This window comes from Pseudoalteromonas sp. MB47, from assembly GCF_011319765.1.
Taxonomy (GTDB): Bacteria; Pseudomonadota; Gammaproteobacteria; order Enterobacterales; family Alteromonadaceae; genus Pseudoalteromonas; species Pseudoalteromonas simplex.
The window spans coordinates 228,091-243,634 of sequence record NZ_VFBD01000008.1 but is presented as its reverse complement, the minus strand read 5'-3'; the positions used below and the strand labels follow the sequence as shown (position 1 = coordinate 243,634).

15 protein-coding genes are annotated in these 15,544 nt (G+C 41.9%); 5 read left to right on the top strand and 10 right to left on the bottom strand.

Annotated elements, in window-relative coordinates; genetic code table 11:
* Positions 1 to 20: 20 nt before the first annotated feature.
* Positions 21 to 1,319 (bottom strand): MFS transporter, encoded by a 1,299-nt coding sequence (locus tag IMPJCBKJ_RS05175; protein WP_166339081.1) that lies wholly within the window; start codon positions 1,317 to 1,319, stop codon positions 21 to 23.
* A 35-nt stretch (positions 1,320 to 1,354) separates the two neighbouring features.
* On the bottom strand, positions 1,355 to 2,194 hold the full coding sequence (gene yghU, locus IMPJCBKJ_RS05170; RefSeq protein WP_054551806.1) for a glutathione-dependent disulfide-bond oxidoreductase: 840 nt from the start codon (positions 2,192 to 2,194) through the stop codon (positions 1,355 to 1,357).
* A gap of 111 nt (positions 2,195 to 2,305) precedes the next feature.
* On the opposite strand from yghU, the gene IMPJCBKJ_RS05165 reads away from it, so the two are divergent.
* Both IMPJCBKJ_RS05165 and IMPJCBKJ_RS05160 read left to right on the top strand, forming a co-directional pair.
* Positions 2,306 to 2,680 (top strand): STAS/SEC14 domain-containing protein, encoded by a 375-nt coding sequence (locus tag IMPJCBKJ_RS05165; RefSeq protein ID WP_054551805.1) that lies wholly within the window; start codon positions 2,306 to 2,308, stop codon positions 2,678 to 2,680.
* A gap of 8 nt (positions 2,681 to 2,688) precedes the next feature.
* On the top strand, positions 2,689 to 3,708 hold the full coding sequence (locus tag IMPJCBKJ_RS05160) for an endonuclease/exonuclease/phosphatase family protein (protein WP_346774152.1): 1,020 nt from the start codon (positions 2,689 to 2,691) through the stop codon (positions 3,706 to 3,708).
* 36 nt (positions 3,709 to 3,744) lie between these two features.
* On the opposite strand, the gene IMPJCBKJ_RS05155 is transcribed toward IMPJCBKJ_RS05160, so the two are convergent.
* Positions 3,745 to 4,335, bottom strand: a complete 591-nt coding sequence (locus tag IMPJCBKJ_RS05155) for a rhomboid family intramembrane serine protease (protein ID WP_166339079.1) — start codon at positions 4,333 to 4,335, stop codon at positions 3,745 to 3,747.
* Between the two features lie 112 nt (positions 4,336 to 4,447).
* Positions 4,448 to 5,134: a type 1 glutamine amidotransferase domain-containing protein gene (locus tag IMPJCBKJ_RS05150; protein ID WP_166339077.1), complete on the bottom strand. Its 687-nt coding sequence runs from the start codon at positions 5,132 to 5,134 to the stop codon at positions 4,448 to 4,450.
* A gap of 134 nt (positions 5,135 to 5,268) precedes the next feature.
* Between IMPJCBKJ_RS05150 and IMPJCBKJ_RS05145 the strand changes: the two genes are divergently transcribed.
* The gene (locus IMPJCBKJ_RS05145; protein WP_166339075.1) at positions 5,269 to 6,180 is read left to right on the top strand and encodes a LysR family transcriptional regulator; all 912 of its coding nucleotides are present in this window, start codon (positions 5,269 to 5,271) and stop codon (positions 6,178 to 6,180) included.
* Here IMPJCBKJ_RS05145 and IMPJCBKJ_RS05140 read toward each other — a convergent pair.
* The 5 genes from IMPJCBKJ_RS05140 to IMPJCBKJ_RS05120 form a co-directional block, all read right to left on the bottom strand.
* Positions 6,177 to 6,914, bottom strand: a complete 738-nt coding sequence (locus tag IMPJCBKJ_RS05140; protein WP_166339073.1) for a dienelactone hydrolase family protein — start codon at positions 6,912 to 6,914, stop codon at positions 6,177 to 6,179. The two genes, IMPJCBKJ_RS05145 and IMPJCBKJ_RS05140, sit on opposite strands and share 4 nt — an antisense overlap.
* An 89-nt stretch (positions 6,915 to 7,003) precedes the next feature.
* On the bottom strand, positions 7,004 to 8,233 hold the full coding sequence (locus IMPJCBKJ_RS05135) for a glycerophosphodiester phosphodiesterase family protein (protein ID WP_166339071.1): 1,230 nt from the start codon (positions 8,231 to 8,233) through the stop codon (positions 7,004 to 7,006).
* Positions 8,234 to 8,268: 35 nt separating this feature from the next.
* Positions 8,269 to 9,126, bottom strand: a complete 858-nt coding sequence (locus IMPJCBKJ_RS05130; protein WP_166339069.1) for a carboxylate/amino acid/amine transporter — start codon at positions 9,124 to 9,126, stop codon at positions 8,269 to 8,271.
* Positions 9,127 to 9,215: 89 nt separating this feature from the next.
* Positions 9,216 to 11,354: a M3 family metallopeptidase gene (locus IMPJCBKJ_RS05125; protein ID WP_166339067.1), complete on the bottom strand. Its 2,139-nt coding sequence runs from the start codon at positions 11,352 to 11,354 to the stop codon at positions 9,216 to 9,218.
* A 217-nt stretch (positions 11,355 to 11,571) separates the two neighbouring features.
* On the bottom strand, positions 11,572 to 11,781 hold the full coding sequence (locus IMPJCBKJ_RS05120; protein ID WP_054551796.1) for a hypothetical protein: 210 nt from the start codon (positions 11,779 to 11,781) through the stop codon (positions 11,572 to 11,574).
* A gap of 198 nt (positions 11,782 to 11,979) precedes the next feature.
* Between IMPJCBKJ_RS05120 and IMPJCBKJ_RS05115 the strand changes: the two genes are divergently transcribed.
* Entirely contained in the window at positions 11,980 to 12,852 is an 873-nt protein-coding gene (locus IMPJCBKJ_RS05115) for a mechanosensitive ion channel domain-containing protein (protein WP_054551795.1), read from the top strand.
* Positions 12,853 to 12,874: 22 nt separating this feature from the next.
* Here IMPJCBKJ_RS05115 and IMPJCBKJ_RS05110 read toward each other — a convergent pair whose 3' ends face one another.
* A complete protein-coding gene (locus tag IMPJCBKJ_RS05110; protein WP_166339065.1) occupies positions 12,875 to 13,423 on the bottom strand; it encodes a DUF308 domain-containing protein in 549 nt (182 codons plus the stop codon).
* Between the two features lie 156 nt (positions 13,424 to 13,579).
* Here IMPJCBKJ_RS05110 and IMPJCBKJ_RS05105 point away from each other — a divergent pair, with 156 nt between their 5' ends.
* Positions 13,580 to 15,274, top strand: coding sequence for a mechanosensitive ion channel domain-containing protein (locus IMPJCBKJ_RS05105; RefSeq protein WP_346774151.1), 1,695 nt, complete (start codon positions 13,580 to 13,582; stop codon positions 15,272 to 15,274).
* Positions 15,275 to 15,544 lie beyond the last annotated feature (270 nt).

Here is a 15,544-nt window from a genome sequence, read left to right as displayed (position 1 = left end):
CGCTTTTTTTACCCGAGGGTCTAGGCATCGGGTAAAAACCACGCACTAATTGCACCAAGTAAGCCTAAGATACTGTAGAAAAAAATTAACTCAGCAGTCGTTAAGTAGGTATTTAGTAAGCCGACGCTACCTAGCAGTAATAATATAACTCCGATCACCGTATTACTAACAGAGACATAGTCAGTGCGCTTGTTTCCTTCAGCCATATCAACAAGGTAGGTTTTACGACCAAGGCGAACCCCTTGATGAGCTACGGTGAGTAAAAAATAACAGAGTGGTAATAGCCAAAACTCATTGAGCGTTTGTGGGCTCAGATAAGCAACTAAATAAACGGCGAAACCGTTGAGGGTGACGAGCATTGCAGCAAACACTAATACCTTGCGGCTCGATAAGTCACTTAGTCGACCCCAGATAGGCGCAGAGACTAAGCTGGCAAGCCCAGAAAGCGCCATAAACGTAGCAAGTAGTGAAAAGTCGAAAGCCTGTTCACTAGCAAGAACGATATAAAACGGGGCGCTCAAAGCAGAACATAGCAACAACGCACGAGTGATAATAAAGTGAGCAAATTGTTTATCTTGGTAAAGCAGTTTTAATTTTGACAAAGCATGCAAAAAGCCGTTTTCAGCGCCCTCGGTTGCGCCCTTGTATTCTTGAATGCGACTATAGCTGAGCGCTGCAAACAGCCACATTAAAGCGGCCAGCATTAAAGCAACATACACCCCATTTTCATAGCCAAGACTTTGTAGATACCATAAACCAAGACCAAAGGTGAGCGTTGCAAATCCGGCAAAACTCGCAGCAAGACCGCTAATACTGCCTCGTTGTTGTTTAGGTATGACCTTGCCTAATACATCTTTTGCAGCAATGGAATTAAAGCCACGAGCAAGGCTAAAGATAATCAAAATCGCGATGATAGCAAAACCTGCTGTTGCACCTTGAAGTGTTAAAGCACAAATAAGCATGCCTACAATACACAAAGCTTGCACTATGGCGCCAATCACCCAAACCCACTTTCTAACAGGCAGCCTACGAATAGCACTGGCGATGGCCAGTTGTGGCAACATTGAGCCTGACTCACGAATAGGCACAAGCCAAGCAATAAAACTACTTGGTACATTAATGCTTTGCAGTAGCCAAGGCAGAGTCACTTTAGGGTTTAGCAGGGCATCTGCAAACTTACTAAATAGTTGGCTCACTAATAAAGTAATAAAATTGCCGGGCACCACTTTACAAGCAGTTTCATCAATCGCTTTACAGGCACGGGCATCTTCGGTATTGCTAAGACGTTGATAGATATCTTCTTTACTGAGCTTTTTCATACTTTTTATTTTTATGAAAAAGGGCCGTTAAGCCCTTAAAAATCTTCCTTAGAGTGGCGCTCTGCTAACTGCTCAGCTTCATCACCCCAAGTTCTATTGACTCTACGACCTCGTTTTACAGCAGGGCGGCGCTCAATTTGTTTTGCCCAGCGCATCACATGGCTGTATGACTCAACATCTAAGAACTCTGCCGCATCGTATAAATTGCCAAGTACCAAGCTGCCATACCAAGGCCAAATAGCGATATCGGCAATTGAATATTCGCTACCAGCCATATAGTCATGGTCGCTTAAATGACGGTTTAATACGTCTAGCTGGCGTTTTACTTCCATGGTGAAGCGATCAATTGGGTACTGCATTTTAAATGGTGCATAACTATAAAAGTGACCGAAGCCTCCGCCTAAGTAGGGGGCAGAGCCCATTTGCCAAAACAGCCAATTACGACATTCTGTTTTACTGGCGTGATCGCTTGGGATCAGCGCATCAAACTTTTCTGCCAGGTATTGTAAAATTGCACCTGACTCGAACACGCGAGTAACGGGTGTGGTACTGTGATCCATTAAGGCTGGGATTTTTGAATTAGGGTTAACACTGACAAACCCTGAAGAAAATTGGTCACCATCGCCAATTTTAATTAAAAATGCATCGTAGTCGGCTTCATCAATACCAAGCTCTAATAGCTCTTCGAGCATGATAGTGACTTTTTGGCCGTTTGGTGTCGCAAGCGAGTAGAGTTGTAGGTCATGTTTACCAACGGGCAAGTCTTGCTCGTGGGTTGCACCTGAGACCGGACGATTTGTCTTCGCCCATTCACCACCGTTTTCTGCATCCCATTGCCACACTTTAGGTGGCGTATAACTGTCGGTATTACTCATTGAAACTCCTAAATTGTGCTTTAATGAATGTCATTACGAGACTACCATCCTAGTTGATCAGATAGAGCAAGGGAAGTACAGTTATTAATTATGAATAACAAGGAGGATGACATGAAAAAGCATGGTTTAGCCATTGGCCTTGAGCGCACTGGCACGACTTTTTATCTCACAATGAAAATTGTTGGGAAGCTTACCCACGAGGATTATAAAACTCTCACTCCGCTTATAGATAATGCTGTAGCGGCAGTTCCGAGTGCAAAAATAAGAGCCTATGTTGATATTACTGAACTAGAAGGCTGGGAGTTACAAGCCGCGTGGGATGATTTTAAGCTAGGCCTTAAACACAACAAAGAGTTTTGCCGTATAGCAGTAGTTGGTAACAAACACTGGCAACAAGTGGCAAGCAAAGTGGGTAACTGGTTTATCAGTGGCGAAGTGAAATACTTTGAAGACCCGATTATTGCCTCTGAGTGGTTACACGAATAAGGAATTAAGTGATAAAAAACAGCCAATTAAAGGTGGCGACATTTAATTTATATAATTATTTAGCGCCACCTGACGCCTTTTATGATTTTCAGCGCATTTATAGCGCTGAGCAATGGACCAAAAAGCAGCGCTGGCTGGCCGATTACCTTAAAAATCAGCAGCCAGACATTATTGGCTTTCAAGAAGTGTTCAGTATCAATGAACTAAAACATCAAGTTAACGCAGAGGGTTACCCTTATTTTGCAGTCGTTGATGAGCCAACGGTGATTGATGACTTTATTTATCGCGATCCGGTTGTGGCCATTGCCTCACGCTTTAAAATTGTTGCTGTCAGTCAGGTTGAGGCAGAGCAAGATGATATTTTAGCGATGGGCTTGAGCGATAATTTTAACTTTAGCCGCAGTATTATTCGCGCAACACTTGAAGTACCTCACTTAGGACACGTCGATTGCTATGTAGTGCACTTTAAATCTAAGCGCAGCATGCTCCATCACCAAGATGATGAAAGCCAAAGCGAACAGCAAAACTTAGTTATGCAGTTAAAATCGCAAGCCCTTGGGCGCTGGGCATCAAGTATGCAGCGTGGCAGTGAAGCAGCGCTGTTACTCGTTGAAATTATTAAGCGCAGAGCGCACACCAATAACCCTGTGATTGTGATGGGGGACTTTAATAATGAGTTACACGATGGTGTGCTTAACCATTTAATCGCTGACCACCTTCGTTTTAGCGGTCTTAGGCAAAATAGCCCACCTCGTTCAGAGTTCAAACTACAAGATAGTTGGCAACTCTATCAGCGCCATGTTGTCACTGAGAACGAAAGAGAGGCCACCCACTATTTTGGTAGTAGCAGCTCAGTATTTGATTATATTTTGTTATCCCGTGAGTTTGATGCCGGGTTTCAGAGCAGCTTTTTTGAGGTAGTTGATTATCACACCTATGATCAGCACTTAATCAACCCACAGTTTGCCTATGATGATCAAAGTACCGACCATGGCGTTGTGATGGTGACAATGAAATTAAGAGACTAACTTATAGCTTTCAGCTTTCAGCTTTCAGCTGTCAGTTTAAAGCTTAGGGCTCTTTTGTTTATCACGCTTTGCCATAATATAGCCGATTAGTGCGCCGCTAATTGCGCCGAATAAATGGCTTTCGAATGAAATATGAATGCGCTGCGGGAAGACACCCCAAATCAGGCCGCTGTATAATACAACAACTGCAATACTGATTAAAATGGCTTTGAATGAGCGGTGCATAATGCCGTAGCTAATTAAATAGCCCCATAAACCGTAGATAACACCACTTAGGCCTACATGAATATTGCTGCGGCCAAATAGCCATACTAATAACCCACCAACGAGCGCTGTGCCTGCAAACACCAGCCAAAAGCGTTTTACGCTAAATTGGCAAACTAGCCAGCCGAGAATAGCAAATGGCACTAGGTTACTAAAAAGGTGTGCCCAGCCACCATGTAAAAATGGCGCAAAAAATACCCCTGATAAACCAGACATCTGCCTTGGTAATATACCTAAACCGTTTAAGTTTATGCCGGGTAGGGTATTAATTATTTGCAGTACCAAGCACACCAGCATAATGCCGAAAATTGCGAATCGCTTACTACTGATAGGAGGAATTTTGACAGTTTTTTTTTCAGTCATGATGGGCAGCTCTTAAATCAATGTGACCGAATGAGTATAACTTATTAAAAGTGAAGGTAAACACCTTGATATGCAAGGTGTTTACTAAAGGTCTAGGGCATGTTGACCTAGTCTAACCTAATTTGGTCAGTAGTTTTTTAGCAGTCAGCTCTGAGCTTGCAGGGTTTTGCCCAGTGATTAGTAGGCCATCTTCAATCGCTAGCTCGCCCCAATCATCAGTTTTTTGATACTGACCACCTTGTTTGATTAATTCATCTTCAACAAGTAATGGCACAACATTGGTAAGCTGTACGGCATCTTCTTCTGAATTACTAAAGCCTGTTACTTTTTTATCAAATACCACAGATTTACCAGCGGCATTTTTCGCATTCAGTAATACGGCACTGGCGTGACATACTGCACCGACTGGCTTATCTGAGTTAAGAAATTGCTCAATTAAGCTAATCGAATCTTGGTTATCAACTAAATCCCATAACGGACCATGGCCACCTGGGTAAAATACCGCATCAAAATCATCGGCTTTAACTTCAGCAAGAGGTTTAGTATTAGCCATTAAAGTTTTTGCTGCGCTGTCTTGCTCAAAACGTTTTGTGGCATCGGTTGCCGCATCAGGGGCTGCACTGTTTGGATCAACCGGAGGTTGGCCACCTTTAACAGAGGCTAAAGTTACCTCTACACCAGCATCAATAAAGGCGTAGTAGGGTGCTGCAAACTCTTCGACCCAAAAACCCGTTTTATGGCCTGTATCGCCAAGCTGATCGTGTGAAGTAAGTACCATTAAAATTTTCTTAGCTGACATAGTGAATCCCTTTTTGTGTATTAAACATCGTCGATAACACTATAGGGGTGAGAGTTGAATTAAACAACGCAGATAAATTTGACTTCATTGGATTAATAATTGATACAATGATTCAGGTTCGGTTAGGAGTTTGTATGAAAGTATCGTTTGAGCAGCTAAAAAGTATGGTGGTATTTGCCCACATTGTGCAGCAAGGCAGCTTAACTAAAGCGGCTCAACAACTTGGTTTATCAAGGGCTGTAGTTAGTTATCACTTAAAGAAATTAGAACAGCAATTAAAGCTCACGTTACTTAACCGCTCAACGCGTACCATGACCCTCACCGAAGCAGGTATGGCTTATTATGAACGTTGTCAGGCTATCACCGAGCACGCTGAAGCTGCTAACTTACACCTTGAGAACTTAAAGAGTGAACCGGTTGGGGTAATAAAATTGAGTTGTCCGGTGAATGTTGGTTTGCAACTTGTGGTACCGGCACTGGCTCAGTTTAAGCGTTTGTATCCTAAAATTGATATTGATTTACAGCTTAGCGATGATGTAGTTGATATCATCAAAGAAGGCTTTGACTTAGCGATTAGAGGCGTGGCCCTTGAAAGCTCAAACTTACAAGCCACTAAACTTGCAAGTATGGCAACTTGCTTATGTGGCTCAGTCGATTACTTTACAAAATACCCTATACCAAAAAGCATTGCTGATTTAGCAGAGCATACATGGGTGGTGTATCAACCAAGTAGTGCTGTTGTCACGCTCGAAAAAGAGAAACGCCGCTTTGAGGTGGCAGTTAGTGGTGGCATAAGTACCAATAACGCTGCTGCACGAACTGCCTTTGTAGAAGCTGGGCATGGCTTAGCGAAAATCCCAGTTTATGATGCATTGCCAAGGATCAAAGCAGGATTGTTACGCACAATCTTAGATGATTACAAAACTGCTGATATTGAACTTTATGGCGTATTCCCGCCAGGGGCGGCGGGAAGTAAAAAAATGCGGATTTTACTCGATTACTTGAAGGATTATTTTACTAATCAAGTTGCCACTATGACGATTTAAACAAGTGTGCGATTAAATAAAGCAACGGCTTGTTGATACATGCTGATGGCAAGGGCTGGATCGTATCGGTCGCCTTCGTCGCGCATAAACGCATGTTGGGCGTTCACTTCTTGCCACTGGTAATTAATGCCTGTTGCCACCGCTTGTTGGTAAATTTTAAGGCGGCCTTCTTTTGGTACATGAGGGTCTTGTTTACCCCAAACAAAATGAATTTCACCTTTAATATCTGCCATGCGCTCAAATGAGTTATTACCCGCTTGCGCTGGTAAGGTATCGCTGTGTATATCTGTTGCGTATAAACAAAAAGCGGCTTTGATACTCGGGTTTAATGCAGCACGGTATGCAAGGTGACCACCAATACATACGCCCATGGCACCTACATTCCCTGTGCAGTAATCTTGCTGACGTGCAAATGCAATTAAAGCGTCAGTGTCTGAGTCATGGCTCTCAAGCGGTTTTGCCCATTTGTCGGCATTGCCTTTGTCTTTACCAGCATCATCATAGGCAAGTACTGTCCCAATAGGATTTAACTCATGAAAAACTTCTGGCACTAACACGACAAAGCCATGACCAGCAAGTATTGCCGCAGAGCGTGCAATTGGTGCTGTTTCTTGGAAAATCTCAGAGTAGAAGATAATACACGGGTATTTACCTTCTTCTACAGGGCGATAAATACTGGTGCGCATTGCGCCTGTGTTGGTCGCTATGTCGTGGCTATGGTGCTGAATAATCATGTTTATCCTTGTAAAAAACGGTTTAGCGAATAATACCTCAGCCCCACCTTTTGGACGAGTAAAAGCCCTTGAAATTTATTGATGCTCAGTTAACTCTCTGAGGCAGGATACTGCATACAGCTTGCGTAATAGGTAAGAGTAGCAGGCCAGTCAGAGAAAATAGCCATCACACCCACTTGCTTAGCAAGGACGTCTACCACTTTCATCATTTGCCCATCTTGTTTAATTACACGGGCAATCGACTGGTAATAATAACCACCGCCATTATTTAATGGACCAGAGCGCTCTAAACTCCAAGTAATGATGTTCAGTCCGGCTTGTTTAGCTTTAATAGCATAAAGCGATGGCACGATTTTACCTGACTCATCAAGGCTTAAAAGCATCCACATTGGCGGTGCGATAATGCGTACTCCATCGTCATACAGAGCCTGCATTGATGGCTGCCAAGTTGTTTCATCCATCGCATCAAAGTCTGCTTGCTCATCTCGGCCATCAAGATAAATACTGTTGCTCGCAAATTCAGGGTGATTGTTTAGCCAATACTTCACATCTTCAAGATTAAATGATTGCGGATACACATCATCGCTATTCACACCTAAATCCCGATACTCATCAAGCATTTTTTGCGCATAATCTTGCTGGCTAAAACCGTTAAATGGCATGCTAACTTCTGGGCTTTTTAGCTCGGGTGTCATTTTTACACCTAGTGATTTGAATAACTCAATGCTTTGCTGGTGGGTCATAACAGTGCCACTGTTTGCGTATAAATCAGTGCGCCAGCTTGGTGTACCTTGCATATATTCTGCGACGGTTTTGGCATTTGCATTGGCGCCATCCATTTTAGCTTTTAAGGTTAAAAACTCAGCTTGGGTGATATCGCTGGTGCAGCATTTAGCCTGAGCTGGTTGGCTGTCTTTGGCCGGAGTAAAAGGTTGGCTGCATTTTGCAGCCAACTCAGGAATCGCTAAAATGTTGGTAGTGGTGTGTAAATCGCACTGTGAATGGCGACACACGAGTTGTTTGTCTTTAGTAAAGGCGACGTCACATTCAAGTACGCTAGCGCCCATTCTTGCAGCAGCCAAATATGACTCTTTGCTGTGCTCAGGAAACTGCATAGGGGCGCCCCGATGACCAATTACAAAATCAGTTTTATAGAAAGGGCCATTAGCGCATGCCGCAAGTTGCTGCTTTAAAGGTCCATCTGTCATCTTGTCGATTAAATAGTAAGGCCTAGCACCCACTTGCACTGCCTGCTCCTCAGGCAGATTCTTACAACCTTGAATAATTAAAACTAAACAACATAAAACCAGTGCGCGCATAACAGCATTCCTCTAATCTAATAGAGTTTAGCCTATCATTGCTCCATGGCAGTTTTATTAAGTTTCTGATTTATAATAAGTGCTAATAAGATAATCGCTGCACCGATGGCAAGCTTGATGATATCGGCATCACGATTCCATATCACAATGTTAACGATGATCCCTGCTGGGATCAGTAGATTATTCATGACAGCCAAGGCACCTACATTGACGATGGTCGCGCCCTTATTCCAAGCAAAATAACCAAGCCCTGAAGCAATCGTGCCTAAGTAAATTAACACGCCCCATTGTGTCGTTGTGGTGGGTAGCTTACTGGTATCACCAAATAAACCGTAACAAATCAGCGCGACAATTAAAGCGCCAATAAAGAACCAAGCAAACACCCGAGAGTGGGGGAGCTGCTCATCTTGCATTAAACGTTTGTAGGTTACTTGCCCAGTGGCAAAGCAAATATTGGCAGCCTGCACCATTAACATACCAATAAGGTAGTTCTCATCGACGCCTTCATAGCGAATAGCAACGGCGCCTAAAATAGCCAGTAATGCGGCGAATAAAAACTTGGCATTAAAACGTTTTTCAAGCAAATCGTTTAACAAAGTGATGTAAAGTGGCGTCATTACCGTGAATAGCAGTACCTCGGGCACGCTAAGGTACAAAAACGAATGGTAATAGAAGCTGTACATCACACCAAGTTGTACTGCGCCAATTGCCATGAGCTTTAGGGCTAAGGCTTTAGGAGTTTTACGCCAGTGTAAAAAGGGCAAAAATACGCAAGTTGCCAAGCCAATACGCATTAATACACTAAACCATGCATCCACTTGGCCTGCTAAATAGACACCAATAAGACTAAACGAAAAGGCCCAAAGCAGGGTTACAGCAAATAAGTAGATCATGTTTGATTAATTTGTCATTTTAAAAATTGCACTATAACAAAAAGCCCGCATTAATTGCGGGCTTTCATCATTTTGCGAATAATTTTAGATTATTCAATTAAACCACGACGCTTTAATAGTGCGTCTGTTGTTGGTTTTTGACCACGGAACTCAATGTAGCTTTGCATTAAGTCGCGGCTGTTACCTTTTGATAAAATCTCTTTACGGAAATTATCACCGTTTTCACGTGTTAAACCACCTTCTTCAGTCATGTGTGCAAACGCATCTGCTGCGAATACTTCAGTCCAAAGGTAAGCGTAATAACCCGCTGAGTAACCACCGGCAAAGGTGTGGCTGAAGTAGCAAGACTTATAACGTGGTGGTACTGGGTAGTAAGCAATACCGTGCTTGTCTAATGCATCATGTTCAAACTTTTGAACGTCTGTAACGTCAGCATCAACACCAAATGAGTGCCATTCCATATCAAGCAGTGCCGCAGCTAAATACTCAGTTGTATCAAAGCCTTGGTTGAATTTTTGTGACTCAAGTACTTTATTTAAAAGCGCTTTTGGAATTGGCTCACCTGTTTTGTAGTGCTTGGCATAGTTTGCCAGTACTGTTGGTTCAATATTCCAGTCTTCGTGTGCTTGTGAAGGGAATTCAACAAAGTCACGAGCAGTGGCTGTACCCGCTAAGCTTGGGTATTTAACGTCAGAGAATAAACCGTGTGCAGCGTGACCAAACTCATGGAACATAGTCGTTACTTCAGAGAAAGTCATAAGTGTAGGTTGACCTTCAGCTGGCTTAGGAATGTTCTGTGCGTTGTAGATCACAGGCATAGTGTCTTTAAGACCGCTTTGGCTAACATAGGCACTCATCCAGGCACCACCACGTTTACCTTCACGTGCGTAAGGGTCCATGTAGAATAGGCCAATAGCGCTACCGTCTTCGTTAAATACTTCAAACACCATGACGTCTTCGTGATAAACCGGTAGGTCTTTACGCTCTTTAAAGGTAATACCGTAAAGTTTATTCATCGCAAAGAATAGACCGTCGTGGATCACTGACTGCATTTCAAAGTAAGGCTTAACTAAAGCTGGGTCTAAGTCGTACTTCTCTTGGCGAACTTTTTCAGCGTAAAACGCCCAGTCCCAAGGTTGAAGCGCAAACGTTTCACCTGACTTTTTGATTACTTGTTGGATTTGCTCTGCTTCTGCTTCTGCTTTAGCAACCGCTTTCGGTGCTAAGTCATCAAGGATGCCGTAAACATTTTCAGTTGTTTGCGCCATACGATTAGTCATTACATACGAAGCCCAATCTTTATAACCAAGTAATGCCGCTTTTTCTGCACGTAGCTTAGTTTCTTTGATGATGATAGGGCTGTTTGTTGCTTGTGCACGCGTTGAAGACGTTGTCCAAATCTTTTCACGAAGCTTGCGGTTTTCAAGGCTTTGTAAGATAGGTTGGCGAGTCGTGTTCACCAATGTGATCATGTAACCTTCTTTACCTGCTTTTTTGGCAGCAGCTGCAAGGCTTGCAATTTCACCTTCAGATAAACCCGCTAATTCACTTTTATCTTTAACTAAAATCACATCTTCTTTGAATGACTTTAAGATGTTTTGTGAAAACTCAGTTGAAAGCTTGGCAAGCTCTGCGTTGATTTCACGCATTTTTGCTTTTTCAGCTTCAGTTAGTTTTGCACCTGCGTTAACGAACTTTTTGTAGTAGTAATCAACAAGACGTTGATCTTCAGCATTTAAAGACGCTTTGTTGTCGTAAATGCTTTGTACGCGAGCAAATAAAGCTTTGTTTAAGTAAATATCATCTGTGTGAGCTGACATAATCGGCGCCATTTTCGCGGCGATACGTTGGTACTCACTGTCAGAGATTAAACCCGATAGATTAAAAAATGCCGCAGACGTACGGTCTAATAGCTCACCAGAGTACTCCATAGCAACAAGGGTATTTTCAAATGTTGCTGGTTCTGGGTTGTTTGCAATCTTTGCAATTTCAGCTTTTTGCTGTGCGATGCCTGCTTCAAACGCTGGCTCGTAATCTTTGGTCGAAATTTTATCAAACTCAGGGGCCATGTATTGTAAAGGGCTTGGCTTGAAAAGAACGTTTTCAACATTAGCTGTTTGTGTTTCAGCGGCAGTTTCAACTTGAGTTTGAGTGTCGGCTTGTTGTGAACTACAAGCAGATAATAAAAGCACACTAGCAATCGTAGTTGCTACTAAGGTCTTACGCATGAGAGCTCCAAAAATGTGGATAAATCTTTTCTAACTTATCAAATTTTTGGCTAGAAACAATCAAGTTTGTCGTCTGAATGGGGAATTTGAACGCAAATAATGTGATGGAGGGGATAAATGTGCGTAAAAAGCCATCAATTGTGTATTAATGGCTCACTTAAGTAAAAAGTGGCACTAGCTGCCAGTTTAAATCTTGTTGGTAATAAATCACCATAGGTTAGTTGTAACCCAACACAAACTTTCTCTCTGAGCCAAAGCTTTCTGGCATAGCGTTGCCAAACTCTTTGTTAATTAAAGTCAGTGAGTGTTCTTGCTCAGCAAGTAAGTTTAAGATGCGGTTACGGTACTCTAAACTTGATTCAAATAAGTTTAGATCGACCAAGGGTTGTAAAGTGGCAAGTTTTTGTGTGAGCGTCATTTGTGACATTGTGTTCTCCTCGTGCTATTCAAAGCCTGTGAAACCTCAAGCTCTCTCTATGTATATAGCAGCTGTAGTCTAAAATAGTTAATAATTAGCGCATATTGCGCATAAAGAACTTAGTATTTACCAAGTTTTCACCTATTATGCCGTGCTAAACTTAGTCACAACTGAATCAAACTCATTTTTTACTAGGAATGTTAATTTATGACCCTTGCTGATCTGCAATCTGCACTATCGTTTGTCTTGTTCACCTACAACGATGTGCAAATTACTGTACTAAAAGTAATTCAAGTACCTTTGGTACTGTTTTTAATGTGGTTTGTGGTCACCTGGATTGGTCGATTAATTAAAAAAGCATTGCAGGCAAAAAACCTAGGTCCTGACACAGTTCACCTGTTCACGCGTATTTATCTTGTCGTTACTATTGCTGTGCTCGTGTTTACCTCGCTTGAGGTACTCAATATTCCTCTGACGGCGTTTGCATTTGTTTCTGGTGCCATTGCTATCGGTGTTGGTTTTGGTGCGCAAAACATTATTAATAACTTTATTAGTGGTTGGATATTAATGTGGGAGCGGCCAATTCGTATTGGTGACTTTTTAGAAGTAGGCACAGCAAAAGGGGTTGTCGAGACTATTAATACCCGTTCAACCCGTATCCGTCGTAACGATGGTGTGCATATGCTGGTACCTAATAGCCATTTATTAGAAAACACGGTAACTAACTGGACCTTAATTGACCGTAATGCTCGTTCGTTTGTAAATGTTGGCGTTGCTTATGGTTCAGATGTGGTATTGGTTGAAAAGCTGATGAAGCAAATTCTTAATGAGCATCCAGCCATTTTAAAAACACCTGCATCGTCAGTATTGTTTGATGACTTTGCTGATAGCTCTTTAACTTTTAGCGCTATTTTCTGGGTATGTGCTGAATCAGAAGCACCGCTTCGCCAAGTGCGCAGTGAGCTGCGTTTTAGCATCTATAAAGTATTTGCTGAAAACAACATTACTATCGCATTCCCGCAGCGCGATATTCATATTGATGGTGAAATTGCTTTAACAAGGCGTAACAGCCAAAAATAAAAAAAGCGGCTAAGCCGCTTTTTTATGCTTGTTCATTGAGTTTTTTCAGCTTCAAAGCAAGTAACACCATCATTATGCCAAACACGATTGCATAGCTTGCTACTAGCCACAGGAGGGTGATTATGCCTGCGCCTGGGTTAAATATCAGGTAGCCACCAAAGATTATTGAAATAATACCGCTACCAATTAGCAGCCACTCATTACTGATCTCTTTACGTAGTTTACTCGCAATCAATATTTCAATTACACCGATAGCAATGGCCCATGCGGCAATAAAGTAGAGCATTAAGATAGCCGTTACGTTGGGAGCAAACAGGGTTACAAGTGCAGCAGCAATTGAAATCAAACCACCCACTAATAGCATCCACCAAAGTGGGTTTTCATTTTTTGAAGCAATAGCTAACCAAGTCCTAATGGCACCATCGACAAAAAAGTAAGCGGCGAAAATAAACATCAGAATCGCTAGTGAAGCTTCTGGGGCAAACCAACCACACAAGCCAAAAACGATGGTAATGGCGCCATGGATCATCAATGACGACCAATGAGGAATGAGTGAACTTGAAATCTGCATTATCGTTTTCCTTTGCTTTAGTCTCTATATAACTAACATCTCAGCGCTTACTTGCAAAGATTTTTAATTATTTTTTGTACAGTTACACAAACCATGCTCTAATTTAATTAGCTGAATATTTCAGCGATTTAATGTTTATCTAACAAGGAATAAAGCGTGAGCTGTTGTAATACCCAGTTTTCATTACAATTTAGTAAATTATTAGTGTGTTTTTTACTGTTGTTTAACGCGCCATTATGGGCAACAACCACACCAGAAGTGACCGTTAAATCCTTAATTGATAAAGACAGCAAGGAAGAACAAGTCGAACAAAAGCCCGTCAAACAAGAATCAGAAACCAATACACCTTCAACAGCTGAAAAAGCGCAGGAATCTCTCGAAGATGACTTGCCCTATGATGCCTTTGGCCGGATAACGCCACGTAGTTCAATGCAGGGTTACTTAAAAGCGGCTCGCGCTCGCGATTTTGAACTGGCCAGCCATTATCTTGATTATCGTAATCTACCTAAAGACGTTGAAGCATTAGGAAAAATTCAACTTGCTGAAAATTTATCAGTGGTACTGGATCGTACCTTATGGGTTGATGTTGATAACTTGAGTAATAAGCCTGAAGGTAAACAAAAAGAAAGTGTGCCTAGCTATCGTGATTTGGTGGGGGAAATCAGTACATCACAAGGTAAGGTACAAATTTTATTACAACTAGTACCTGATGATAAAACAGATAATCGGATCTGGAAAATATCAAATGCAACGGTAAGTCAAATACCGTTACTCACCAAAGAGTATGGTTATAACAAAGTAGGTGAATGGCTATATGATAACTTGCCAGACATCGAGTTTTTGGGGGTGATGCTTTGGCAATGGATTTATTTTGCCTTCTCATTTGTGTTGTTTTTGCTAGTCGCGATTATCATTACTCGCTTAATCACATTTATCCTCGCACACTTAAAAGTCCCTGTAGAAAATGACGTTATTGGTTTTATTAATGGGCCAATTAGCCTGTTACTTGCTGTGTTTATGGCGCGTTCACTTAACGACCAATCAAATGTCACTATTGCTGTAATGGCGCTATTCCATGGCGCAACTGTGTTATTGATTGCGTGGGGTTGGATTTGTTTACGTGCTGTGGATCTTGCCAAACACAGATTAAGCCAGCGTTTTATTAAACAAGATAAGCCACAAGCGATTTTCTTATTACGACCTATAAGCAATGTAGCAAAAACTCTGATTGTCATTTCATTGCTATTTATGTGGTTTGAAAATTTAGGCTTTAATGCTACTACCTTGTTGGCTGGCTTAGGCATTGGTGGGCTTGCTATTGCCCTTGCAGCGCAAAAAACTGTTGAGAATATCATTGCTGCAATCACCCTTTATATTTCTGCGCCGGTAAAAATAGGTAATCTATGTAAATTTGGCAGTCAGTTGGGGACAGTGGAAGAAATAGGCTTAAGAGCCACGCGTATCCGAACCCTTGACCGCTCTGTCATTTATGTAGCAAATGCTAAGTTTGTTGATATGCAGCTTGAGAACGTCTCTGAACGAGAGCGAATTTCTTATCGACCTAAACTGATGCTCAGTGCCAACACCAAGCAGCAAAATCTTATGTCGTTTATGCAGGCCCTAAGAGAGTTATTAGAACAACATAAGCATATCGCCTTTGAACCGTGTCGGGTTCGCTTTAAAGGCTTTACGCCTTGGGCTTTACAAGTGGATGTACTAAGCTACGTAGAGACCGTCGACTTTGCATTTTATATGGAAGTAATCGAAGAATTAAATTTAGCAGTGTTAGGCTTATTAAATGAGCATGAATGCGAATTAGCTAACCCAGAATTCGCACGAGTTACCGATTAGTTACTGAAAAAGGAGCAAATGAAAGTGGCTCTCATTTGTACATAATGTCTACACATTGTTGTAATTAGATGCACAGGACATATGTCCGCTTTATTGAAAAATAATTGCATAAAATCTTCTAAATGCGCCGATGTTGCCGCTAATTGTTGTAAAAAATTTGTATATTTCTAACTTTTAATGCAGTAAAAGTGTCATAAAGTGTTATAATCGTCAGCGTTCGTTCAGCCTCTTCACTTCGTTTTGCACTCTCGATTTAGAGGTCCGCGCAGC

Bases quoted from the DNA above. Each gene is read 5' to 3' on its own strand.
- IMPJCBKJ_RS05175 (WP_166339081.1), bottom strand. From the start codon at position 1,319: ATGAAAAAGCTCAGTAAAGAAGATATCTATCAACGTCTTAGCAATACC.
- yghU (WP_054551806.1), bottom strand. From the start codon at position 2,194: ATGAGTAATACCGACAGTTATACGCCACCTAAAGTGTGGCAATGGGAT.
- IMPJCBKJ_RS05165 (WP_054551805.1), top strand. From the start codon at position 2,306: ATGAAAAAGCATGGTTTAGCCATTGGCCTTGAGCGCACTGGCACGACT.
- IMPJCBKJ_RS05155 (WP_166339079.1), bottom strand. From the start codon at position 4,335: ATGACTGAAAAAAAAACTGTCAAAATTCCTCCTATCAGTAGTAAGCGA.
- IMPJCBKJ_RS05150 (WP_166339077.1), bottom strand. From the start codon at position 5,134: ATGTCAGCTAAGAAAATTTTAATGGTACTTACTTCACACGATCAGCTT.
- IMPJCBKJ_RS05145 (WP_166339075.1), top strand. From the start codon at position 5,269: ATGAAAGTATCGTTTGAGCAGCTAAAAAGTATGGTGGTATTTGCCCAC.
- IMPJCBKJ_RS05140 (WP_166339073.1), bottom strand. From the start codon at position 6,914: ATGATTATTCAGCACCATAGCCACGACATAGCGACCAACACAGGCGCA.
- IMPJCBKJ_RS05135 (WP_166339071.1), bottom strand. From the start codon at position 8,233: ATGCGCGCACTGGTTTTATGTTGTTTAGTTTTAATTATTCAAGGTTGT.
- IMPJCBKJ_RS05130 (WP_166339069.1), bottom strand. From the start codon at position 9,126: ATGATCTACTTATTTGCTGTAACCCTGCTTTGGGCCTTTTCGTTTAGT.
- IMPJCBKJ_RS05125 (WP_166339067.1), bottom strand. From the start codon at position 11,354: ATGCGTAAGACCTTAGTAGCAACTACGATTGCTAGTGTGCTTTTATTA.
- IMPJCBKJ_RS05120 (WP_054551796.1), bottom strand. From the start codon at position 11,781: ATGTCACAAATGACGCTCACACAAAAACTTGCCACTTTACAACCCTTG.
- IMPJCBKJ_RS05115 (WP_054551795.1), top strand. From the start codon at position 11,980: ATGACCCTTGCTGATCTGCAATCTGCACTATCGTTTGTCTTGTTCACC.
- IMPJCBKJ_RS05110 (WP_166339065.1), bottom strand. From the start codon at position 13,423: ATGCAGATTTCAAGTTCACTCATTCCTCATTGGTCGTCATTGATGATC.